Here is a 22589-nt window from a genome sequence, read left to right as displayed (position 1 = left end):
GCTTACAAAATAATGACTTGCGATATTCCTCTAATGCTCGCATTGCGCAAACCACCTGGCCTGTCTCTGCGGCGGAAGGGCCGGCGGGAACGTGCGTGTCGTCTGGTCTAGAGTTGGTAAAAGCCTACGCCGCGTGCCATGTAAATGTTAATGCGATCGCCGATGATTTCGGACATGGTCGCGCGCGTACCGACCGACTTAAATCCGTCAAGCATTGCAGCGACGTTTGCAGTTGCCGTTTGCACCGTTTCGAAAAGACTCTTCGGTGCGGGCAGGCCAAGTGCGGCCATATTTTTCTGGAAGGCAGCAAAGTCAGGGCATGCTGTTGCCACACGCTTATATTCCAAAGGCATGAATTGGGATAAATCGCGTGTCTGCGTACGGCGATGACAATCAACACCTTCAGTGACTTCCCGATTGCCGGTGAAACCGATACCATGAACGCTGCATCTGGATCTGGACGAATCGGCCCGATCGCCGGTTCGGCGAAACGCCCGTTTCCGAGGCGCTGTGATGGCAACACCATGTTTTAGGCTTCCGCCGCGCCTCTCCGAACATCATCATGACCCGCGATTCCTCACACACCGCACTGCTCTGGATCGTCGCCGCTGCATTCTTCATGCAGGCGCTCGACACGACCATCGTCAACACTGCTCTGCCTTCGATGGCGCAAAGCCTGCACGCGTCGCCGCTCGCCATGCAACCCGTCGTCGTCTCGTACTCGCTGACGATGGCGCTTCTCACACCCGCCTCAGGCTGGTTCGCCGACCGCTTCGGCACGCGCCGCGTGTACCTCGCCGCGATTCTCGTATTCGTGCTCGGCTCGGTGTGCTGCGCGGGCGCGCACACGCTGGATCAACTCGTCGTTGCGCGCGTGCTGCAAGGCGTCGGCGGTTCGATGCTGTTGCCTATCGGGCGGCTTGCCGTGTTGCGCAGCGTGCCGGGCGAGCAGTACGTATCGGCGCTTGCCTTCGTTTCGATTGCGGGGCAGGTCGGGCCGATCGTCGGGCCGACGCTGGGCGGCTGGCTCACGCAAGCCATTTCGTGGCACTGGATTTTCCTCGTCAACGTGCCCGTCGGCGCAATCGGGCTGATCGCCGTGCAGCGCTTTCTGCCGCACGACAACGCAAGCCACCCGCCGCCGTTCGATTTCATCGGCTGCGCTCTACTGTCGCTTGCGATGATCCTGCTGTCGCTCGCGATCGATCCGCCGATGAGCACCTATCGTGTCGAATGGTCGGTGGGTCTTGCGATGGCGGGCGTCGTCGCGGCGCTGGCTTACATTCCGCATGCACGCTCCAGCGCGCGGCCGCTGTTCAGGCTCGCGCTATTCAGCGAACCGAATTTCAGCGTCGGCCTGATCGGCAACCTGCTGTGCCGGATCGGATCGAGTGCGGTGCCGTTCATGCTGCCGCTGCTCATGCAGGTGCAGCTCGGCTATTCGCCGCTGCGCTCGGGGTTGATGATGCTGCCCGCCGCCATCGCCGGCACCGTGTCGAAGCGATGGATCGCGCCGCTCATCAAGCGCTTCGGCTATTCGGCGTTTCTGCTCGTCAATACGATGATTGTCGGCTCGACGATCATCGCGTTCGCGCTCGTGTCGAAACAGTCGACGCCGCTGCTGGAAATCGCGCTGCTCGCCGTGTTCGGCGCGGCCAACTCGATGCAGTTCGCCGCGATGAACAGCGTGACCCTCAAGGGGCTGTCGCATGCGGATGCAGGCAGCGGCAACAGCCTGTTTTCGATGGTGCAGATGCTGGCGATCGCGCTGGGCGTGTCGATCGGCGGCGGGCTGGTCAACCTGTTTTCGGCGGGCGTGGGCTCGGCGTCGACGGGATTCATGCTGAGCTTCGTTTGCGTCGGCGTGATCACGCTGCTGTCGGCGCTCGTGTTCCGGCGGCTCGATGTTGCGCCTGCGCGGCCTGCCGTCGCGGCGCGCACGGCGCGCTGATGCGCATTTCATCGTGGCGCGTGCGCGCTCCGCGCGCGCTCGACGAGATGATCCACCATGCGCTGCGCAGCAGGCTGTAGCGATTCGAAATCGCGAAAGCAGACCACGAAATTCCGCTTCGCCCATTCGTCCGTCAACGGAATGACGCGCACGTCGAGAATGCGCGCGTAGGTGTCGCCGACCACCTGCGGAATCACGCTGATGCCGAGCTTCGCGGCCACCACGCGAAACGCAGCATCGAAATTCGATACCACGGCCCGGTAAGACACCGTGCCGCCCGCGCGTGCCGCGGCGCGCTGCAACATCATGTGCACGGATGTCGTCGGCGGCAGTCCGACGTGCTCGTAGCCGAGCGTTTCGGTGAAGCGGAGCGTCGAGCGCTTCGCCAGCGGATGATCGGGATGCACGGCGAGCGCGAGCCGGTCCTCGCGATACGGCCGATGCTTCAGTCCTTCGAGATCCACGTTGTCCCAGCAAACACCGACGGACGCGGCGCCTTCGCGCAAGCGCCGCACGAGATCGTGCGACAGCCACTCTTCGACATGCACGCGGATGTTTTCATGCGCGGGCATGCTCATGAACGACGCGACATCGTCGAGCAGGCTTTCCGCAATCGCCGATGCCGACGCGCATACGCTCACGCTGCCGCGCAGGCCGCTGCCGAACGCGGCGACGTCGCTGGCAATCCGGTCCATCGTAAACAGCACGCTGCGCGCATGTTCGAGCAGCGCGACGCCGGCAGGTGTGGGTTGCACGCCACGCCGCGAGCGCGTGAACAGCGGCACGCCCAGATCGCTTTCCAGTTGCGCGATCCGCTTGCTGACGGCGGAAGGCTCGATGTGCTGGTCGTGCGCTGCGCGCGCCATGTTCTTGTGCTCGCACACGGCCACCACGAGCCGCAAGGTTTTCAGGTCGATGTCGCGCATGCGCTGCGTCTCCTTGTGGGTTTCCGTTCCGGAAACCTGGCGCTTCCAAAATAGCGCTTTATGTATCGGATGGAATGTCTAAAGTTAGCACAACGCCGGCATGACCACGACCGGCACGCACGCAACTTTGTTGCATGGGACAGGAGTAAGCGCTGAAGCGCTAACTCCTGTCGACACTGGAGACACCTTCCATGCCCCCATTCCCATCGAGCGTCGTGATCCGCGAAGTCGGCTTGCGCGACGGCCTGCAAAGCATCCAGACCATTCTTCCGACGCAACGGAAAATCGAATGGATCGCCGATGCGTATGCCGCCGGTCAGCGCGAAATCGAAGTCGGTTCGTTCGTGCCCGCGCGTCTGTTGCCGCAACTGGCCGATACGGCGGAACTCGTCGCGTACGCGAAGACCCTGCCGGATTTGCGCGTGTCGGTGCTCGTGCCGAACCTGAAAGGCGCCGAGCGCGCCATCGATTCACGCGCCGACCTGATGCTCGTGCCGCTCTCCGCGAGTCGCGCCCACAGCCTCGCGAATCTGCGCAAGACGCCTGACGAAGTGATCGCCGACGTCGCGCGTATGCGGGCGGCGCGCGACGCTGCGGGTTCGAAGACGCGGATCGAAGGCGGCATCGGCACGGCGTTCGGCTGCACGATTCAGGGCGCCGTCGATCCGTCCGACGTGCTGCGTTGCATGCAGGCGCTGCTCGATGCAGGCGCGGATTGCGTGAGCATCGCGGACACCGTCGGCTATGCGAGCCCGGCCGCCGTGCGCGATCTGTTCGAGAAGGCGCGGCGCATCGCGGGCGAGCGCTTCTGCTGCGGCCATTTCCACGACACGCGCGGCCTCGCGCTCGCGAACGTATATGCGGCTTTGGAAGCGGGCGTGGCGCGCTTCGATGCGACGCTCGCGGGTATCGGCGGCTGTCCGCATGCGCCGGGCGCGAGCGGCAATGCGTCGAGCGAAGACCTCGCGTTCATGCTCGCGGACATGGGCATCGAAACGGGCATCGACATCGAACGGCTTCTCGCGTTGCGTGCGAAGGTCGCGCGCTGGCTGCCGGACGAAACGCTGCGCGGCTCGTTGTGGCTCGCGGGCTTGCCCAAAACCTTTGCTAATCACACTGCTATTGCCTGAGGGCCGCCATGAACGCTTCCACTCGACTGCCTCTCGACGGCGTGCGCGTCATCGAATTCACTCACATGGTCATGGGCCCGACATGCGGGATGATCCTCGCGGATCTCGGTGCGGAGGTCATCAAGATCGAGCCGCCGGGCGGCGACAAGACGCGCAGGCTGCCGGGACTGGGCATTGGCTTTTTCCGCACGTTCAATCGCAACAAGAAGAGCGTCGTGCTCGATATCAACACGCCCGAAGGCCATGCAGCCGCTGAAGAACTGATCGGTCAGTGCGACGTGATGCTCGAAAATTTCCGGCCCGGCCTGATGACGACACTCGGGCTCGATTACGACATCTTGTCGAAGAAATTTCCGCGTTTGATTTACGTATCGCACAAGGGCTTTCTGCCGGGGCCGTATGAAAAACGCCTCGCGCTGGATGAAGTCGTGCAGATGATGGGCGGGCTCTCTTATATGACGGGGCCAGTGGGGCGGCCGTTGCGTGCAGGTACGTCCGTCAACGACATCATGGGCGGCATGTTCGGCGCGATCGGCGTGCTGGCTGCGCTGCGCGAGCGCGATTTCACCGGGCGCGGTCAGGAAGTGCAAAGCGCCCTGTTTGAGAACTGCGTGTTTCTCGCTGGCCAGCACATGCAGCAATACGCGATGACGCGCGAAGCACCGCCGCCGATGCCGTCGCGCGTCTCGGCGTGGAGCGTGTATGACGTGTTCACGCTGGCGAACGACGAGCAACTGTTTATCGGCGCAGTGAGCGACAAGCAGTTCGTCACGCTCTGTGACGTGATCGCCCGGCCCGATCTCGCCGATGAGCCGCAATTCGCGGATAACGCGATGCGCGTCGCCGCGCGCCCAGAACTGCTTGCGCGGCTTGGCGACATCCTCAAACAGCATCGCATCGACGAACTCGCGCCGAAGCTCGAAGCAGCGGGCATTCCTTACGCGCCGATCGTGCGTCCCGATCAACTGTTCGACGATCCGCATCTGAAGCAAAGCGGCGGCCTCGTGCCGATGCAGACCGACGACGGCGACACGACGGAAGTAGTGTTGCTTCCGCTGACGATGGGCGGCCGCAGGCCCGGCGTGCGTCAGGCGCTGGCGAAGGTCGGCGAGCATACGCAGGAGATACTCGCGCGGCTGACAGGCAGAGCGGCCGCCTGAACGCGTAGTGGCCGGGCAGGCAAAGACACGAACGAATCGAAAACCATCAGGTATCCAAAGCAATTACAGACCGATGGTGAACTTCAGGAGACATTCATGCAGCGCACGATCACAGCAGACCATCCCCCGTTTGCGCCTTCCGATACACAGCCCCATTTGCGTGCCGCTGCGTCGTTGTCGGCGCGGATGGACCGCTTGCCTGTCACGCGGCATCTTTGGATGCTCGTGTTGCTGATCTCGCTTGGTGGCTTCTTCGAAGTCTACGATCTGATTTTCACCGGCTATATCGCGCCGGGCATGGCGAAGAGCGGGTTGCTCAAGACCACGACGGAATCGTTCTTTGGCCTTCAAGGCATTGCTGGATTCATCGCATCGACTTTCGCGGGCCTGTTTGTCGGCACGTTCTGTTTCGGCTGGTTGCCGGATCGATTTGGACGGCGCAAGGTCTTCACCGTTTCGCTGTTGTGGTATTCGATCGGCTCTGCGATCATGGCGTTTCAGACCTCGCCGGAAGGGCTGATCTTGTGGCGCTTTATTACGGGTATCGGCGTTGGCATCGAGATCGTGACGATCGACAGCTATATCACCGAGCTCGTACCCCAGCATATGCGCGGCCGCGCGATGGCGTTCAATCAGGCCGTGATGTTTGCCGCCGCGCCTGCCGCCGCGATCCTCTCGTACTGGCTCGTGCCGATCACGCTGGGGGGTATCGACGGCTGGCGCTGGGTCGTGCTGCTGGGCTCGGCTGGGGCGGTGATCGTGTGGTTCATCCGGCTGGCCGTGCCGGAAAGTCCGCGTTGGCTGGCAAGTCACGGACATGTCGAGCGCGGCGAGCGCGTGGTCAGGAAAATGGAAGAGATGGCCGTGAGGCAGACGGGCCGCGCGCTCTCCGCGCCGCTCCCCATCGTCGAGCAGCCTGTGCATCGCCGCGCTTCGCTGGCGGAATTGTGGCAGCCGCCGTACCGCTCGCGCCTGATCATGCTGATCGTCTTCAACTTCTGTCAGGCGATCGGTTACTACGGATTCGCGAACTGGGTGCCGACGCTGCTGATCGGACAGGGCATCACGGTGACGAAGAGCCTGTTGTATTCGTTTGTCATCGCAATCGCGCTCCCTTGCGGGCCGTTGCTCGCCATGCTGTTCGCGGACAAGGTGCAGCGCAAATGGCTGATCGTCGGCTCCGCGTTTGCGGTCGTCGTGTTCGGATTGATGTTCGGCCAGGTGAAAACAGTCATGCCGCTGATCGTGCTGGGCGTGCTCATCAGCCTCGCGGGACAGACGATTTCCGTTTGCTATCACGCGTACCAGGCGGAACTGTTTCCGACACGCGTCCGCTGCCGGGCGAATGGGATCGTCTATTCCGCGAGCCGCGTCGGCGCGATGATGTCGGGTTTCATGATCGCGCATCTGCTGCGCGAGTTCGGCGTGGCGGGCGTGTTCGTCGGAATCACGGCGTGCATGCTCGTGGTGATGATCTCGATTGGCGGTTTCGGTCCGAAGACGAACGGCAAGCGGCTGGAAGAACTATGCCACTGAAAACAGAAACGCCGGCCGGGTCTTTCGAGACCCGGCCGGCGTTTTAACTTCGTGCAGCGAATAAGCGTGTGACGTTACGCTTTGCCCGCTGCCTTCAATTGCAAACGGAACTTGTGCAGCAGCGGCTCCGTATAACCACTGGGCTGCGCGCAACCTTCGAACACCAGCGCGCACGCCGCCTTGAACGCGATCGAGCTGTCGAAGTTCGGCGCCATCGGCTTGTAGCCCGGATCGCTTGCGTTTTGCTGATCGACGACCTTTGCCATGCGCTCCATCGTCTCGCGCACGAACTCCGCCTTGATGACGCCATGGCGCAACCAGTTCGCGATGTGCTGGCTCGAAATGCGCAGCGTTGCGCGGTCTTCCATCAGGCCGACGTTGTGAATGTCCGGCACCTTCGAGCAACCGACGCCCTGATCGATCCAGCGCACCACATAGCCGAGAATGCCCTGCGCGTTGTTCTCGACTTCGCTGCGGATCTCCTGCTCGTTCCATTGCGCGCGCTCGACGACGGGAATCGTCAGCAGCCCGTCCAGCAGTTCGTCGCGCACCGCGGCGAAATCCGTGCGCTCCAGTTCCTTCTGCACCGCCTGCACGTCGACCTGGTGATAGTGCAGCGCATGCAGCGTCGCGGCCGTGGGCGAGGGCACCCATGCCGTGTTCGCCCCTGCTTTCGGATGGCCGATCTTCTGCTCGAGCATCGCCTTCATCAGGTCGGGCATCGCCCACATGCCCTTGCCGATCTGCGCGCGGCCGCGCAGGCCCGCAGCGAGGCCGACGAGCACGTTGCTGCGCTCATAGGCGGCGATCCACTTGCTCGACTTCATATCGCCCTTGCGCAGCATCGGGCCCGCTTCCATCGAGCTGTGCATCTCGTCGCCCGTGCGGTCGAGGAAGCCCGTGTTGATGAACGCGACTCGCGCCGACGCCTGGCCGATACATGCAGCGAGGTTCACGCTGGTGCGGCGCTCCTCGTCCATGATGCCCATCTTGATCGTGTTGCGCGCGAGCCCGAGCAGATCCTCGACACGCGAGAACAGCTCGCTCGCGAACGCGACTTCGGCGGGGCCATGCATCTTCGGCTTGACGATGTAGATCGAACCCGTGCGCGAATTGAGCTTGTGCGTGCGGTCATGCAGTGCGCACAGCGTGGTGACGACGCCGTCGAGAATGCCTTCGGGAATCTCATTGCCGTCGCGGTCGAGCACGGCCGGGTTCGTCATCAGATGGCCGACATTGCGGATGAACAGCAGCGAGCGGCCATGCAGCTTCACCGGCTGGCCGTTTGCGCCTTGATATTCGCGGTCCGCGTTGAGACGCCGCGTGAACGTCTTGCCGCCCTTCGTGACTTCTTCCGTCAGGTTGCCGACCATCAGGCCGAGCCAGTTGCGATAGAGCAGTACTTTGTCGTCGGCATCGACGGCGGCGACCGAGTCTTCGCAATCGATGATCGTGCTCACGGCCGCTTCCATCAGCACGTCCTTCACGTGCGCGGGGTCGGTCTTGCCGATCGGATCGTTCGCGTCGATCTGGATTTCGAAGTGCAGGCCGTTGTGCTTGAGCAGCACGGCCGTCGGTGCATTCGCGTCGCCCCGATAGCCGATGAATTGCGCCTCGTCCTCCAGTGCGGCCGTGCCATTCTTCAGTGCGATGCTCAGCTTGCCGTTCTCGACGCGATAGCCGGTCGCGTCCTTGTGCGAGGCATTCGCGAGCGGCGCGGCGTCGTCGAGAAACTGGCGCGCGAACGCGATCACACGCGCGCCGCGCACCGGGTTGAACTTCGCGGTACGTTCGGCGCCGTCGGTTTCGTCGATGGCGTCGGTGCCGTACAGCGCGTCGTACAGGCTGCCCCAGCGCGCGTTCGCCGCGTTCAGCGCGTAACGCTGGTTCGATAGCGGCACGACGAGCTGCGGGCCCGCCTGTTCGGCGATTTCGCGGTCGACGTTGTCGGTCGTCGCTTTTACGCCGGCCGGCGTCGGCACGATATAGCCGATGCTTTCGAGGAAGCCGCGATACGCGCGCAGGTCACGCACGGGCCCCGGATTCGCGCGATGCCACTTGTCCAGTTCGGCCTGCAGGCGGTCGCGTTCGGCGAGCAGCGCGCGGTTCTTCGGCGCGAGATCGTGCACGAGGGCATCGAAACCGGCCCAGAACGCGGCGCTATCGACACCGGTGCCAGGCAGGGCTTCCTTTTCGATGAACTGTTCGAGGTTCGCGGCGACCTGCAATCCGCCGCGTTGGGTCAATTGAGTCATGGGCTGTTCCAAGAGGGGCAAATTCGGGGGGCAAATTATTTTTGTCAGCGCGGCATTCAGCCGTTCGCGTGGCTGGCAACGGCCGCGGCACCGGCCTTTGCCACTTGCGCATCCTGATCGGCCTTGACGCCGGAAACACCGACGGCGCCGATCACCTGGCCATCTACGACAACGGGCACGCCGCCTTCCAGCGTGCCCGACAGCGGCGCGCTCAGGAATGCAGTGCGGCCGTTGTTGATCATGTCCTCGTACTGCTTCGATTCGCGGCGGCCGAGCGCGGCGGTGCGGGCCTTATCCGTCGCGATGTAGGCGCCGACGGGCGCGCAGTTGTCGAGGCGCAGCAGCGACAGCAGATGGCCGCCGTCGTCCACCACGGCGATCGTGACGGCCCACTGGTTACGTTCGGCTTCGGCGCGCGCCGCTTCGATGATTTTCGTCGACTCTGCGACCGTCAGCACGGATTTTGTCTGCATGTTGCGATTCCTGAAACGATTGAAATGAATTCCACCGACAGACTGGCCGCAAGCCGCGCATGCACATGTCAGCCGACGTGCGCGCGCGCACTGCAAACGTGCACGCGAGGTCCAGTCTTATATATGACTTGGTGCCCATTGTTCCGGGTTCCTGGCGACTTGTCGACCCGGTGGAACACTGGTCATACCAGTTTTTTCTGTTTCTTTTTCGGCTCGAAGCACTGGCAGGCGCTGCGCCAGGGAAAACCCGCGCTGCAAGTCGATGCGCTTGACCGCAGACGGCACGGCGCGAATACTACTAAGATATTAGTGAATAGCGGATGCAGGCAACCCATGTTCGCACTCGACGATCACCGGATTCATCTCGCAGCCGAGCCGTTTGCACGCGATGTCGATGCGCGGGCCGTGAGCGCATTGCTTGCGAGTGGGGCGGCGTGCAGGCCGCCTGTCGACGGGACGGTTTACGGAACGCTGCTGAACGACCGCGCCGCGCTCGATGCACTCGGCGGCGCGGTCAACGCGGCGCCCTACAAAGCGCCGCCGAAAGCGCCCGTGCTGTACGTGAAGCCGCGCAATACCTTTGCCGGTCATCGTGCCCGCGTCGTGGTGCCGGACGATGAGCAAGGCGTGCAGGTGGGCGGCTCGCTTGGTGTCGTGATCGGGCGCACGGCATGCCGTGTCCGCGTCGGGAACGCACTGGATTACGTCGCGGGCTATACGGTCGTGGCCGACCTTTGCGTGCCTCACGAAAGCGTGTATCGCCCCTCGGTGAGATTCCGCGCACGCGATGGCTTTTGTGTGATCGGCCCTGCTGTCGTCGCGCGCCGGCATGTGAGCGATCCCGATGCGCTGCGTGTCGCGATCAGTATCGAAGGAACAGAGCCGTTCGTCGCGAACACGTCCACGTCGATTCGCGACGTTGCGCGTCTGATTGCCGACGTGACCGACTTCATGACGCTCGCCCCCGGCGACGTGCTGACATTGGGCGCCCCGCACGGCGCGCCGATCGCCCATGTGGGCGACGAGATCGGCGTTGCAATTGGCGACTGGCCGCCGTTGTGTTTCTCGATGACCGCGAAAGAGGGAGGCGGACAATGATGCGCGGCCGTGTTGCCTACGCAGGCGCGATTCATGAAGCGTATCCGCATGAACGCGGCGTGTGTCTCGCCGATGGCCGCGTGTGCCGCGAAGATGAAGTCGTGTGGCTCGCGCCCGTTCAACCCGGCACGATCTTCGCGCTCGGACTGAATTACGCGGAGCACGCAAAGGAACTGCAGTTCTCGAAACAGGAAGAGCCGCTCGTGTTTCTCAAGGGCGCGGGCAGCGTGATCGGTCATCGCGGCGTCACGCGGCGTCCTGCGGATGTGACGTTCATGCACTACGAGTGCGAGCTGGCCGTCGTCATTGGCCGGCCAGCGAAAGAGGTGACCCGCGACGAAGCGATGCAATACGTGGCGGGCTACATGATCGCGAACGACTACGCGATTCGCGACTACCTGGAGAATTACTATCGGCCGAATCTGCGCGTGAAGAATCGCGACGGCGGCACGGTACTCGGCCCCTGGTTCGTCGATGCCGCGGATATCGACGATGTCGCGCAACTCGAATTGCGCACGTATGTGAACGGCACGCTGCATCAGAAGGGCAACACGCGGGATCTCGTGACCAGCATTCCCGCGCTGATCGAATACCTCAGCAGTTTCATGACGCTCGCGCCCGGCGAAATCATTCTGACGGGAACGCCCGAGGGCGTCGTCAATGTGAATGCGGGCGATGAAGTCGTCTGCGAAATAGACGGCCTGGGCCGTCTCGTCAACGCGATCGCTTCCGACGCGGACTTCAACCGCGACTGATCATTCAGGAACCGTCATGCGAATCGAACATCTGATCAACGGCAAACCGAAGGCCGCGCGCGATTACTTCGAAACGGTGAACCCGGCCACCCAGGAAGTACTCGCCGAAGTCGCGAGCGGTACGGCGGAGGATGTCGAGGCCGCAGTGCGCGCCGCGAAAGACGCGTTTCCCGCGTGGGCCGCAAAGCCCGCTAGCGAGCGCGCCAGGCTCGTGCGCAAGCTTGGTGAACTGATCGCGAAGAACGTGCCCGAACTCTCCGATACGGAAACGCGCGACACGGGGCAAACCATTTCGCAAACGCGCAAGCAGCTGGTGCCGCGTGCCGCCGACAATTTCACGTACTTTGCCGAGATGTGCACGCGCGTCGACGGCCACACGTATCCGACCGATTCGCATCTGAACTACACGCTGTTTCATCCCGTCGGCGTGTGCGCGCTGATCTCGCCGTGGAATGTGCCGTTCATGACGGCGACATGGAAAGTGGCGCCATGCCTCGCATTCGGCAATACGGCCGTGCTGAAGATGAGCGAGCTGTCGCCGCTGACGGCGTCGATGCTGGGCAATCTTGCGCTGGAGGCGGGCATTCCTGCGGGCGTGCTGAACATCGTGCACGGCTATGGCAAGGACGCGGGCGAGCCGCTCGTCGCGCATCCCGACGTGCACGCAATTTCCTTTACCGGTTCCACCGCCACGGGCAACCGGATCGTCAAGACAGCGGGCTTGAAGAAGTTCTCGATGGAACTGGGCGGCAAGTCGCCATTCGTGATTTTCGACGACGCGGATTTCGAACGCGCGCTCGATGCCGCCGTGTTCATGATCTTCTCGAACAATGGCGAACGCTGCACGGCGGGTTCGCGCATTCTCGTGCAGAAGTCGATTTACGCGAGGTTCGCGGAACGCTTTATCGAACGCGCGAAGCGTCTGAGCGTGGGCGATCCCCTCAGCGAGCAGACGATCATCGGCCCGATGATCAGTCAGGCGCATCTGGCGAAAGTGCGCAGCTATATCGAGCTGGGTCCGAAAGAAGGCGCGACGCTCGCGTGCGGCGGGCTCGATGCGCCAGCGCTGCCCGATGCATTGAAGCGCGGCAATTTCGTCACGCCGACCGTATTCGTCGACGTCGACAACCGCATGCGAATCGCGCAGGAAGAGATCTTCGGACCCGTCGCGTGCCTGATTCCATTCAATGACGAAGCCGAAGCGATTCGCCTCGCCAACGATATTTCATATGGCCTTTCCAGCTACGTGTGGACGGAAAACACGGGCCGCGCGCATCGCGTCGCAGCCGCGATCGAGGCTGGCATGTGCTTCGTGAACAGCCAGAACGTGCGCGATCTGCGCCAGCCGTTTGGCGGCACGAAGGCATCGGGCGTGGGACGTGAGGGCGGCACATGGAGTGATGAAGTGTTTCTCGAACCGAAGAACATCTGCGTATCGCTCGGCTCGCATCACATTCCGCGCTGGGGCGTCTGAGCTTTCCGCACGACACGCGATTCCAGGCATTGGTTTCTGAAAGGAGAACACGATGGGCAAGCTCGCACTGGCCGCCAAAGTGACCCACGTGCCTTCGATGTATCTGTCGGAACTGGATGGGCCGCATAAAGGCTGCCGCCAGGCAGCGATCGACGGGCATCATGAAATCGGCCGGCGTTGCCGCGAGCTTGGCGTCGATACGATCATCGTGTTCGACGTTCACTGGCTGGTGAATAGCGAATACCACATCAACTGCGCGCCGAAATTCGAAGGCGTTTATACGAGTAACGAACTGCCGCATTTCATCAATAACATGGCCTATGCTTATCCCGGCAATGTGCAGCTAGGCAAGCTGATTGCCGAAGTCGCGAACGAAATGGGCGTGAAAAGCCGCGCCCATAGCGAAACCTCGCTCGAACTCGAATACGGCACGCTGGTCCCGATGCGATACATGAATGCAGACCAGCGCTTCAGGACCATATCGATTGCAGGGTGGTGCATGTGGCACGACCTGCCAACCAGCGCGCGCTTCGGGCTCGCCGTGCGCAAGGCCATCGAGGAACGCTATGAAGGCACGGTTGCGATTCTCGCGAGCGGCTCGCTGAGTCATCACTTCGCGAACAACGGCACGGCCGAGCAGTTCATGCACAAGGTGTGGGACCCGTTTCTCGAACAGACTGACCGGCACGTGGTGTCGTTATGGGAACAGGGCGACTGGAAAGCGTTTTGCGGCATGCTGCCGCTCTACAATGAAAAATGCTGGGGCGAAGGCGGCATGCACGACACGGCGATGTTGCTAGGTGCGCTCGGCTGGGATCGTTATGAAGGCAAGGTCGAAGTGGTGACGCCTTATTTCGGCAGTTCGGGCACGGGGCAGATCAATGCAATTTTCCCCGTTACGCCGCTGCCCGCCTGATCGATCAATGGAGAGTTGACGTGCCACATCTCACGCTCGAATACAGCGCCAATCTGGCGAGCGAAGACAGCATTGGAGCGCTTTGCCGCAAGCTTGCGCAATGCCTCGATGCGCAACGCGAGAACGATCAACGTGTGTATCCACCCGGTGGCATACGCGTGCGCGCGGTGCGCTGCGAACAGTACTGCATCGCGGACGGCAGGCCGGATGCCGCGTTTTTGCACGCGAACCTGAAGATCGGCGCGGGCCGCTCCGAGAATGCAAAGACGGCCACAGGCGACGCGCTATTCGACATCATCAAGCAGCATTTTGCCGATGCCTTCGAGCAATACGGGCTGGCGCTTTCGCTGGAGATCAACGAGTTCAGCGAAGCCGGTACCTGGAAGCACAACAATCTGCACGCCCGGCTAAAGAGCTGATAAAGGGCTGCGCGCGACCATCGGGAACTCGACATGTTAGATCAGACGACTATCCGCGAACTCGCCGGGAAACTCGATCAGGCCGAGAAAACGCGTACGCAGTTGCGGCACTTTTCCGCTGCCTATCCCGAGATGACAATCGAGGACGGTTACGCAATCCAGCGCGAATGGGTGAAGATGAAGCTGGCGGAAGGGCATGTGATCAAAGGCCGCAAGATAGGCTTGACGTCGCGCGCCATGCAGCGGTCGTCGCAGATCGACGAACCGGACTACGCGCCGCTTCTCGACTCCATGTTCATCGAAGCCGGACAGGACATTCGCGCCGATCGCTTCATCGCGCCGCGTGTCGAAGTGGAACTGGCGTTCATTCTCGCGCGTCCGCTCAAAGGGCCCGGCGTGACACTCACCGACGTGCTCGACGCGACGGCCTATGTGACGCCCGCTGTCGAGATCATCGACGCGCGCATCGAGCAGTTGGACCGCGAGACCAAGGCACCTCGCAAGGTGTTCGATACGATTTCCGACTTTGCGGCGAATGCCGGCATCGTGATGGGCGGTCGTCCCGTGCGTCCGATGGATGTCGACCTGCGTTGGGTCGGCGCGTTGCTTTACAGGAACGGTGCCGTCGAAGAGAGCGGTCTTGCCGCTGCCGTGCTCAATCATCCGGCGACGGGCGTTGCGTGGCTCGCGAACAAGATCGCCCCTTATGACGAAATGCTGAACGCGAACGACGTGATTCTCAGCGGCTCATTCACAAGTCCCATTGCTGCGCGCGCGGGCGATACGTTTCATGTCGATTACGGTCCGCTTGGCGGCATTGCGTTGAATTTCGTCTAGCGCGGCCCCGTGCATCGCGGCATTTTTTGAAAACTACCAGGCAGCCGCACATCAAGGCACAATCGGAAGGTCGCGCGTTCGACGCAACACGGCGGAATGCGCTCATTGTGTGGAGCCGGCACCATGAGGTCATCGATCAAGCTCGTGCTATTCGATATGGAAGGCGTGTTGTCGCATTACGATCGCGCGGCGCGCACGCAACGCATGGCCCAGTTGACGGGCAAGCCGCCCGAAGCCGTGCGCCACGCCATCTGGGAGTCGGGCCTCGAAGCGCGTGCCGATGCCGGTGAGATTACCGACGACGCGTATCTTCGCGAGCTTGGAGACATGCTGGGTTGCGCCGTCAGCCGCGACGACTGGCTGACGGCGCGGCACGCGTCGATCACGCCGGACACGGAAACGTTAGCGCTCGCCGCTCAGGTGGCCGATCGCCATCCGATCGCCGTGCTGACCAACAACTGCCGGCTCGTCACCGACCATATCGGCTATCTCAATCCGCCCGTCGCGCGGCTGTTTGGCGCGCACGTTTATCCGTCGGCGGCGTTCGGGGCGGCGAAACCCGCCGCCCAGGCTTATCTGGGCTGCGTTCGTCAGCTTGGTATCGATGCCGACGCGACGCTCTTCATCGACGACTCCGATGCCAATGTCACGGGCGCCCTCGACGCGGGGCTACGCGCCTGCAAGTTCACCACTGCCCGCGCGTTGGCGGAAGAACTGACGCGCTTCAATCTGCTTTAGCGCGGGATTGTCCAGCCGGCGATTTGCGCCGGATGAAGCGCTGCTCGACGACAGCCTCTCCCCATTGCGTGCCCTCGGCCTCCTCGGCTAGCTGGAAGCCGAACGCTTCGTACAAGTGACGCGCGGCATCGAGGCCCTTGAACGTCCACAAATACGTTTCGTCGAAGCGTTCGTCGACGAACGCCATGGCGCGCGTCATCAACTGCCTGCCGATGCCCAAACCGCGCAGCGAATCGTCGACGATGAACCAGCGCAAATGCGCAACGCGGCTCTTCGCGTTTCCGTCGATGGCGATGGATGCCAGCGCTCGCCCGTTGTCGGACACGAGCCACAGTTGTCGGCTGGGATCGGGAAGCGACTCCGCAAACTCGGCCAACCCTGTTGCAACGAGTTTCTCGAAGTACGCGCCAAAGCCGGAATGCTGTGAGTAATAGCGCGCGTGAAGACTCGCGATGTCGCCAATGCAACCGGGCTGATAGCCTTCGACGATTTGCAGGCCGGATGCAGTTGCCTGCTGCGCCTCTTTGGCATCGTTGTCCTGCTCGAGCGCGCTTGCGTACAGCGAGAGTGCGCGCACCAACGACTGCTGATCGGATGGCGCAAGCTTGCGTAGCGCGCTCGACACCTGATCCGTCGCGAACTTGTCGATCTTTTTGCGCAGTTGTTGACCCGCTTTGGTCAGATAAAGCTCCGACGAGCGTGCATCATCGCTCGACGCCATGCGTTCGATCAGCCCGGACGTTTCCAGTTTGGCGACCTGTCTGCTCGCGTTCGACTTGTCGAGCCGCAGAAGATGAGCGAGATCGCGTGCCTGAATGCCCGGCGTTGCGCCGATTTCAAGAATGGCGTGCACCGCCGACGGCGCGAGATCGCTGTCGGCCAGCGTGGAACGCATGAAACCCAGTTCGCGCACGAGTTTGCGCGAGAACTCGCGCAGTTCCAGGATGGTTGACTCACGCGACTGGATGGGTGTGTCGACGATGTCCATGATTTGTGCTGTAGTTGCGCTTCGCAACTACTATAGTTGCGAAGCGCAACTTTTGCAAGTCTGGATATTGACGTGCGTTAGCGGAGGCTGCCGGCTCACTCCATCTTCCACTTGATCGAACAGCCGAATGCCGGATACTGCGTGTCGGGTGCGGCACCCGTCTGGCCGATCTGCTGCATCGCCTCGAACAGGTCGCGTCGCGCATCGGGAAGCGGGTCTTTGCGGGAGGCGTCCAGTCTGCCGCGATATCGCAGCCGCAGTCCGGCATCGAAGCCATAGAACTCCGGCGTGCAGACGGCATCGCAGGCGCGCGCGACCTGCTGCGTTTCGTCGAACAGATAGGGGAAGGGCAACTGCCAGTCGGCCGAAAGCGCCACCATGCGTTCGAACGAATCTTCTGGATAGGTCATGCTGTCGTTCGAGTTGATTCCGACGGTGCCGATTCCCAGTGTCGCGAGATCGCGCGCGTCGCGCACGATACGCGGCAACGCCGCTTGCACGTACGGACAATGGTTGCACATGAAGATCACGACGAGTCCCTTCGGCCCACGCACGTCGGCGAGTTCATAGGTGCGGCCGTCGGTAGCGGGCAGCAGGAACGCGGGCGCTGCAGTACCCAGTTCACCTGGAGGCGATTCGGTAGCCATCCACTCACTCCTTGATTCGAAATGTCGAAGAACCTTGTTGCTTGCCGTAGTTATAACGCCAACGCGCTAACGTCCCATTGCGGCCGCCATCGTGTCTTCCTTCATTTGCGTTGCGACGGGCATTGCATCGGGCGCGACGTGGGACAGCCTCATCATGCGCGGTTGCAACAGCAGCGCAACGAGTCCCGTCCACCCCGTCTGATGCGAAGCGCCCACACCACGTCCGTTGTCGCCGTGAAAGTACTCATGGAAGAGAATCAGGTCCTGTGAACGCGGGTCGGCCTGCAGCATCGGATACGCGGCCATCACGGGCCGCACGCCTCGCTCGTTCTTCATGAACAGTGTCGTGACACGCCGCGCGAGATCGTCGGCGACTTCGCTGAGCGAAGAACTGTGCCCCGATCCTGTCGGATGCTCGATGCGGAACTCGTCGCCATAGTAGCGATGGAATTCGTATAGCGATTCGATCAGCAGATAGTTGACGGGCATCCATACGGGGCCGCGCCAGTTCGAATTGCCGCCGAACACGCGCGAATCCGATTCGGCAGGTTGATATTCGATGCAGACATGCACGCCGTCGTGATCGAAAACATACGGTTCATGAAGATGAACACGCGAGAGCGCCCTCACGCCAAAGGGCGAGAGAAATTCGTTTTCATCGAGCGCGCGCTTGAGCAGCGATTTCATTCTGTGTCCGCGCAATAGCGAGAGCAGGGATGTGTTGCCTTTGCCGGATTCTGTCCAGCGCGAGACGAGTTTGGCCAGATTCGGCCGGTGATCGAGAAACCATGCGAGCCGCTCGCGCAATCCCGGCAAATGACCATGTATCTGCTCGTCGAGTACATGCACCGCGAAAAGCGGAATCAATCCGACGATCGACCGGATGCGCATCGGCACGCGCGTTCCATCGGGAAGATGCAGCACGTCATAGAAAAATTCATCGTGACCGTCCCACAGTCCTGTATTGCAACCTTCGCCGCAACTGACGGCTTCCGCGATATACAGAAAGTGCTCGAAGAACTTCACCGCGATTTCGACGTACGCCGGGTTCGTCATCGCGAGTTCGAGTCCGATTTGCATCAGATCGAGTGCATAGGAGGCCATCCACGCGGTGCCGTCTGCCTGATCGATGCGGCCGCCCGTGGGCAGCGGCGACGAGCGATCGAAGATGCCGATATTGTCGAGCCCGAGAAACCCTCCCTGAAAGATGTTGCGGTCGTCGGCGTCCTTGCGGTTGACCCACCACGAGAAGTTGAGCAGCAGCTTATGGAACATCACTTCGAGAAACTCGTGATCGCCGACACCCGTGATCTCGCGGTCGAGTTCGTAGACACGCCACGTTGCCCACGCATGCACGGGCGGATTCGCGTCGCCGAATGCCCACTCGTAGGCGGGCAGTTGCCCGTTCGGATGCATGTAGCGCTCTTTCACGAGCAGTTGCAATTGCTTCTTCGCAAAGTCGGGGTCGACGATCGCGAACGCGACAGCATGAAACGCGAGGTCCCATGATGCATACCACGGGTACTCCCATTTGTCGGGCATCGACACGATGTCGCCGTTGCACATGTGTCGCCAGTCCGCATTGCGGCCACGCCTGCGGCCTTTCGGCGGCACAGGCTGGCCGGGATCGCCGTCGTGCCAGCGCGTCACGTCGAACTGATAGTACTGCTTCGACCACAACATCCCGGCGAGCGCCTGACGTTGCACGAGACGCGCGTCGGCATCGGCGATGTCGTGCTGAAGCGCCGCATAGAATTCGTCGGTCTCAGCCTGGCGGCGTGCAAAGAGCGCCGGCATGTCGAGCGGCGCGGCCTCGGCAACGGATTCGGGACGCCAGCGCAGATACAGTACCGACTGTTCGTGCGGGCCAAGCTGGAGAACCGTATGCGCGGCGGCGCGCGTGCCCTTGTCGCGGCGGATCGCGCGTTCGTTGCCATCGACGAGATAGTCGTTGAAGCCGTCCTTGAACGGCCCTTCGCCGTCGATGCCGAAAATGCGGCGGACGTTGGTTTCGTTTTCGCAGAAGATCCATTCGATGGGCTGCTGCGCGGTTGCCGTTACGATCATCGTGTCGAGTGCGGGATGGCGTGCGATGATCCGCGCGCCTTCTGCCGCATTCGGCTCCAGCGTGAGCGACGGCTTGCCGGGCTTGCCCGACCACGCCCAGCGGTTGCGCGCCCAGAACTGCGGCAGCACATGCAGCGTGCCGGGTAGGTCCGAGCGGTTTTCGACAGTCACGCGCATGACGATATCGTCGTGTGTGTGCTTCGCATATTCGACCCAGACGTCGAAGTACCCGTCGTCGTCGAACACGCCCGTATCGAGCACTTCATATTCGGGTTGGCCGGCGCCGCGCCGCGCGTTTTCGTCGATCAGGTCCTGGTACGGATACGCGTCGTGAGGATACTTGTAGAGCATCTTCATGTACGAGTGCGTCGGTGTGCCGTCCAGATAGAAGTAGAGCTCCTTCACGTCCTCGCCGTGATTGCCCTGCGCGTTCGTCAGGCCGAACAGTCGTTCCTTGATGATGGGGTCGCGTTCGTTCCAGAGTGCGAGCGACACGCACCAGTCGAGCGGATCGTTGCCGAAGCCGGCGATGCCGTCCTCGCCCCAGCGATACATCCGGCTGCGCGCATGGTCGTGCGGAAAGTAGTCCCATGCGGTGCCGTATTCGCTGTAGTCCTCGCGCACGGTGCCCCATTGACGGTCGCTCAGATAAGGTCCCCAGCGGCGCCAACGCGCGAGGTCCGGTCCATGAAGACGCGAACCTTCCTTCGACTGGAGCAGATTGATTGCGCTTGCAGGCTGCATGGCACCTCCCGGCCGACATCGATCGTCCGACCCGTTCCGGATATGAACGTCTGTGCTTTTCCGTCCTGAGCGTGGCGTGCGCGAACGGAATCATGATGATATGCGCCAACGCGCTGCATGGCGATCGAAGGGCGTAGCTATCCGTTGAGGGCCGTCGCGGTACAGCGTTGTCATTTCGCGCGAGCATTCTGCTGCATACTTGAGCGCAACACATTGCGGAACCTGTCGATATGGATGCGAAGCTCGCACGCTCGTGGTTGACGTTCAGCGCCCCCGTGGCGGCCGCGCAGGCGGCTGGCCGCCAGATCGTGGCGCTCGAGTCGACGATCATCGCTCATGGCATGCCGTACCCGCAGAACGTGCGCACGGCGCGTGAAGTCGAGGCGGTGATCCGCGATTCCGGCGCGCAGCCCGCGACCATCGCGCTGATCGGCGGGCGTATCCGCATTGGACTGTCGGACGACGAACTCGAACTGATTGCGCGCTCCGACAACGTGCACAAGGTCAGCCGCCGCGATCTGCCGGCCGTGCTGGCAAGCGGTGGACTCGGCGCGACGACGGTGGCGGGCACGATGATATGTGCGGCGCTGGCGGGGATCGAAGTGTTCGTCACGGGTGGCATTGGCGGCGTGCATCGCGGCGCACCGGAAACCTTCGACATATCAGCGGACTTGCAGGAACTGGCGAAAACGTCGGTTGCCGTCGTGTGCGCGGGCGCGAAATCGATTCTCGACATTGGGCTGACACTGGAATATCTGGAAACGCATGGCGTGCCCGTGCTCAGTTGCGAGCAGGACAATTTCGCTGCGTTCTATACACGCGACAGCGGCTTTCGCGCGGATTTCAGACTCGACGATGCGGCAGCCCAGGCACGCTTCATTCGCACGAAGTGGGACCTGGGTCTCGCGGGCGGCGTGGTGTTGAGCACGCCCGTGCCCGAAGCGGCTGCGATGCCGTCCGACGAGATCGACACGTTGACCCGGCAGGCGCTGGAAGAAGCGGCTGCGCAAGGGATCACTGGAAAGGCCGTGACGCCGTTTCTGCTGGCGCGCATCAAGGCGCTGACGGGCGGGCGCAGCCTTGCAACCAATATCGCGCTGGTGAAGCACAATGCCGAGGTCGGCGCGCGGCTGGCACTCGCGTTGGCCAATCAAGGACGCACAGCGGCATGAACATGCCGTTACGTCTCGGATACCTGGATCTGGTAAAGGCCCCACGGCGACAATACGAAGCGATCCTTGAGCGGCTTTGCGGCGAGTTCCGGAATCTTGTCGGCATCGTAGATCGCCCATAGCGGACCGAGGCCGCCCAGGGGCATTGGCTTGCCGTCCATATGCGTCGCGACGATGAAGCGCCATGCGCGGATGTTGTCGAGCGTGGTCAGCACCGCGTAGCCGTCGACGGCGCGCAACGAAATCCTGGTGTCGCCAGCGCTGGGCGCGCCGGCCTGCTCGAGTACATTGGCGAGCAATGGGCCGGTTAGCGTGTGCTGCTTCGCGTCGTATTCGATGGTTGGCTTGATGGTGACGGTGGGCAGGCTGGTGATAGACGGATAGTCGAATGTATAGGCCGATGTGAATTTGACGAGATGCCTGGCCATCAGTGGATCGAATGCCGGGTCGAGCGCGCCGCGATTCGTGCGCTTGATCGCACCGGACACGGTGAGTATTGCGGGAGCCGCAGCGCATGCGGCCGTTTTCGCATTCGTAGCGCCGAGTGCTGGCGTGATGCTGACGCCGATGGCAGCGGCGCTGGTCAGGAACTGACGTTTATTCATGTTCAATGGCTCCGCGGAGGTCGTCGTTTGATTTTCGAATCTTATACATCGGCAACAGGTATCTGGCGTTGCCGGCAGCATGTTCAGTGAGCGCTTCATGAAGTGCGGGCTGGGGTGCTTTTTCTCGTGATGCTCCGGCGTAGAATCGCTCGGTATTCAGCGTCCCATTGAATGGGGGAAGTCGCATATGGAAGACGATTCACAAAGCGAAGTCGCGCAACTCGTGGTCGTGCGTCCCGACAGGGAAATTGCCACGATGCAGCGCTTGCCGTACTTCGTCGGTATTTCGTCGACGACGGCGGGCGCGCAGGGCCTGTCGATGCATCTTGTCGTCGTTCCGCCCGGCGGCCATGCCGAGCCGCACATTCACTGCGGTTATGAAACGGGAATTTATGTGCTGGAAGGGCGCGTGGAGACGCGGTATGGGCCTGGCCTGCGTCAGGCGATTATCGCGGAAGCAGGGGACTTTCTGTTTATTCCGCCGGGGGTGCCGCATCAGCCTTTTAATCTCAGCATGACGATGCCGGCGCGCGCCGTCGTGGCGCGGAATCGGGCTGATGAGATGGAGCAGGTTTTGCCGTATGAGGTTGGGGGGTGATGTTTGCTTTTGCTTTTGCTTTTGCCTTGCTTTTGCTTTTGCTTTTTCGCTGGCATCCGCGATTCGTTAGCGTGCTTCAGGCGTCGCCCCTGTGCGGGGC

21 protein-coding genes are annotated in these 22589 nt (G+C 62.1%); 13 read left to right on the top strand and 8 right to left on the bottom strand.

Features of this window, described 5'->3' with window-relative positions; genetic code table 11:
* Positions 1-107 precede the first annotated feature (107 nt).
* Positions 108-353 carry a hypothetical protein gene (locus KFO72_RS19835; RefSeq protein ID WP_225032820.1) on the bottom strand — a complete coding sequence of 82 codons (246 nt, stop codon included), beginning with the start codon at positions 351-353 and terminating at the stop codon, positions 108-110.
* Between the two features lie 209 nt (positions 354-562).
* On the opposite strand from KFO72_RS19835, the gene mdtD reads away from it, so the two are divergent.
* Complete coding sequence (mdtD, locus tag KFO72_RS19830; protein WP_412101788.1) at positions 563-1951, top strand: multidrug transporter subunit MdtD; 1389 nt, start codon at positions 563-565, stop codon at positions 1949-1951.
* 8 nt (positions 1952-1959) lie between these two features.
* Here mdtD and KFO72_RS19825 read toward each other — a convergent pair whose 3' ends face one another.
* Positions 1960-2877: a LysR family transcriptional regulator gene (locus tag KFO72_RS19825; protein ID WP_054931763.1), complete on the bottom strand. Its 918-nt coding sequence runs from the start codon at positions 2875-2877 to the stop codon at positions 1960-1962.
* Between the two features lie 191 nt (positions 2878-3068).
* On the opposite strand from KFO72_RS19825, the gene KFO72_RS19820 reads away from it, so the two are divergent.
* From KFO72_RS19820 to KFO72_RS19810, 3 genes are all read left to right on the top strand, one after another.
* Positions 3069-4007: a hydroxymethylglutaryl-CoA lyase gene (locus KFO72_RS19820; RefSeq protein WP_054931764.1), complete on the top strand. Its 939-nt coding sequence runs from the start codon at positions 3069-3071 to the stop codon at positions 4005-4007.
* Positions 4008-4015: 8 nt separating this feature from the next.
* Entirely contained in the window at positions 4016-5167 is a 1152-nt protein-coding gene (locus KFO72_RS19815) for a CaiB/BaiF CoA transferase family protein (RefSeq protein ID WP_225032819.1), read from the top strand.
* Between the two features lie 96 nt (positions 5168-5263).
* Positions 5264-6703: an MFS transporter gene (locus tag KFO72_RS19810; RefSeq protein WP_062917706.1), complete on the top strand. Its 1440-nt coding sequence runs from the start codon at positions 5264-5266 to the stop codon at positions 6701-6703.
* Between the two features lie 74 nt (positions 6704-6777).
* Here the strand turns inward: KFO72_RS19810 and KFO72_RS19805 are convergent, their stop codons facing one another.
* Positions 6778-8958 (bottom strand): malate synthase G, encoded by a 2181-nt coding sequence (locus KFO72_RS19805; RefSeq protein ID WP_225032818.1) that lies wholly within the window; start codon positions 8956-8958, stop codon positions 6778-6780.
* Between the two features lie 56 nt (positions 8959-9014).
* Positions 9015-9431 (bottom strand): heme-binding protein, encoded by a 417-nt coding sequence (locus tag KFO72_RS19800; RefSeq protein WP_054931768.1) that lies wholly within the window; start codon positions 9429-9431, stop codon positions 9015-9017.
* Positions 9432-9764: 333 nt separating this feature from the next.
* Here KFO72_RS19800 and KFO72_RS19795 point away from each other — a divergent pair, with 333 nt between their 5' ends.
* The 7 genes from KFO72_RS19795 (at position 9765) to KFO72_RS19765 (ending at position 15668) form a co-directional block, all read left to right on the top strand.
* Complete coding sequence (locus tag KFO72_RS19795; RefSeq protein ID WP_062917708.1) at positions 9765-10529, top strand: fumarylacetoacetate hydrolase family protein; 765 nt, start codon at positions 9765-9767, stop codon at positions 10527-10529.
* A complete protein-coding gene (locus tag KFO72_RS19790; protein ID WP_225032817.1) occupies positions 10526-11284 on the top strand; it encodes a fumarylacetoacetate hydrolase family protein in 759 nt (252 codons plus the stop codon). Before KFO72_RS19795 ends, KFO72_RS19790 begins: the two co-directional genes overlap by 4 nt.
* 16 nt (positions 11285-11300) lie before the next feature.
* On the top strand, positions 11301-12758 hold the full coding sequence (gene hpaE, locus KFO72_RS19785; RefSeq protein WP_225032816.1) for a 5-carboxymethyl-2-hydroxymuconate semialdehyde dehydrogenase: 1458 nt from the start codon (positions 11301-11303) through the stop codon (positions 12756-12758).
* 52 nt (positions 12759-12810) lie between these two features.
* Positions 12811-13674: a 3,4-dihydroxyphenylacetate 2,3-dioxygenase gene (hpaD, locus tag KFO72_RS19780; RefSeq protein WP_225032815.1), complete on the top strand. Its 864-nt coding sequence runs from the start codon at positions 12811-12813 to the stop codon at positions 13672-13674.
* Between the two features lie 20 nt (positions 13675-13694).
* Positions 13695-14093 (top strand): 5-carboxymethyl-2-hydroxymuconate Delta-isomerase, encoded by a 399-nt coding sequence (locus KFO72_RS19775; protein ID WP_224099868.1) that lies wholly within the window; start codon positions 13695-13697, stop codon positions 14091-14093.
* A 33-nt stretch (positions 14094-14126) separates the two neighbouring features.
* Positions 14127-14930, top strand: a complete 804-nt coding sequence (hpaH, locus tag KFO72_RS19770) for a 2-oxo-hept-4-ene-1,7-dioate hydratase (RefSeq protein WP_225032814.1) — start codon at positions 14127-14129, stop codon at positions 14928-14930.
* A 123-nt stretch (positions 14931-15053) separates the two neighbouring features.
* Positions 15054-15668, top strand: a complete 615-nt coding sequence (locus tag KFO72_RS19765) for an HAD-IA family hydrolase (RefSeq protein ID WP_054931774.1) — start codon at positions 15054-15056, stop codon at positions 15666-15668.
* Here KFO72_RS19765 and KFO72_RS19760 read toward each other — a convergent pair.
* From KFO72_RS19760 to KFO72_RS19750, 3 genes are all read right to left on the bottom strand, one after another.
* On the bottom strand, positions 15655-16656 hold the full coding sequence (locus tag KFO72_RS19760) for a helix-turn-helix domain-containing GNAT family N-acetyltransferase (RefSeq protein ID WP_225032813.1): 1002 nt from the start codon (positions 16654-16656) through the stop codon (positions 15655-15657). The two genes, KFO72_RS19765 and KFO72_RS19760, sit on opposite strands and share 14 nt — an antisense overlap.
* A gap of 95 nt (positions 16657-16751) precedes the next feature.
* Entirely contained in the window at positions 16752-17303 is a 552-nt protein-coding gene (locus KFO72_RS19755; RefSeq protein ID WP_225032812.1) for a thioredoxin family protein, read from the bottom strand.
* 66 nt (positions 17304-17369) lie between these two features.
* On the bottom strand, positions 17370-20114 hold the full coding sequence (locus KFO72_RS19750; RefSeq protein WP_225032811.1) for an MGH1-like glycoside hydrolase domain-containing protein: 2745 nt from the start codon (positions 20112-20114) through the stop codon (positions 17370-17372).
* A 230-nt stretch (positions 20115-20344) separates the two neighbouring features.
* Here KFO72_RS19750 and KFO72_RS19745 point away from each other — a divergent pair, with 230 nt between their 5' ends.
* Positions 20345-21286 carry a pseudouridine-5'-phosphate glycosidase gene (locus tag KFO72_RS19745; protein ID WP_225032810.1) on the top strand — a complete coding sequence of 314 codons (942 nt, stop codon included), beginning with the start codon at positions 20345-20347 and terminating at the stop codon, positions 21284-21286.
* An 8-nt stretch (positions 21287-21294) separates the two neighbouring features.
* Here the strand turns inward: KFO72_RS19745 and KFO72_RS19740 are convergent, their stop codons facing one another.
* The gene (locus KFO72_RS19740) at positions 21295-21891 is read right to left on the bottom strand and encodes a hypothetical protein (protein WP_060610297.1); all 597 of its coding nucleotides are present in this window, start codon (positions 21889-21891) and stop codon (positions 21295-21297) included.
* Between the two features lie 187 nt (positions 21892-22078).
* Here KFO72_RS19740 and KFO72_RS19735 point away from each other — a divergent pair, with 187 nt between their 5' ends.
* Positions 22079-22489: a cupin domain-containing protein gene (locus KFO72_RS19735; protein WP_060610300.1), complete on the top strand. Its 411-nt coding sequence runs from the start codon at positions 22079-22081 to the stop codon at positions 22487-22489.
* Positions 22490-22589: the final 100 nt, after the last annotated feature.

Origin of the sequence: Paraburkholderia sp. XV (assembly GCF_020177535.1) — a bacterium.
GTDB lineage: Bacteria > Pseudomonadota > Gammaproteobacteria > Burkholderiales > Burkholderiaceae > Paraburkholderia > Paraburkholderia caribensis.
Note: the sequence above shows the minus strand (reverse complement) of the source record. Positions and strands in the feature narration are given on the sequence as shown.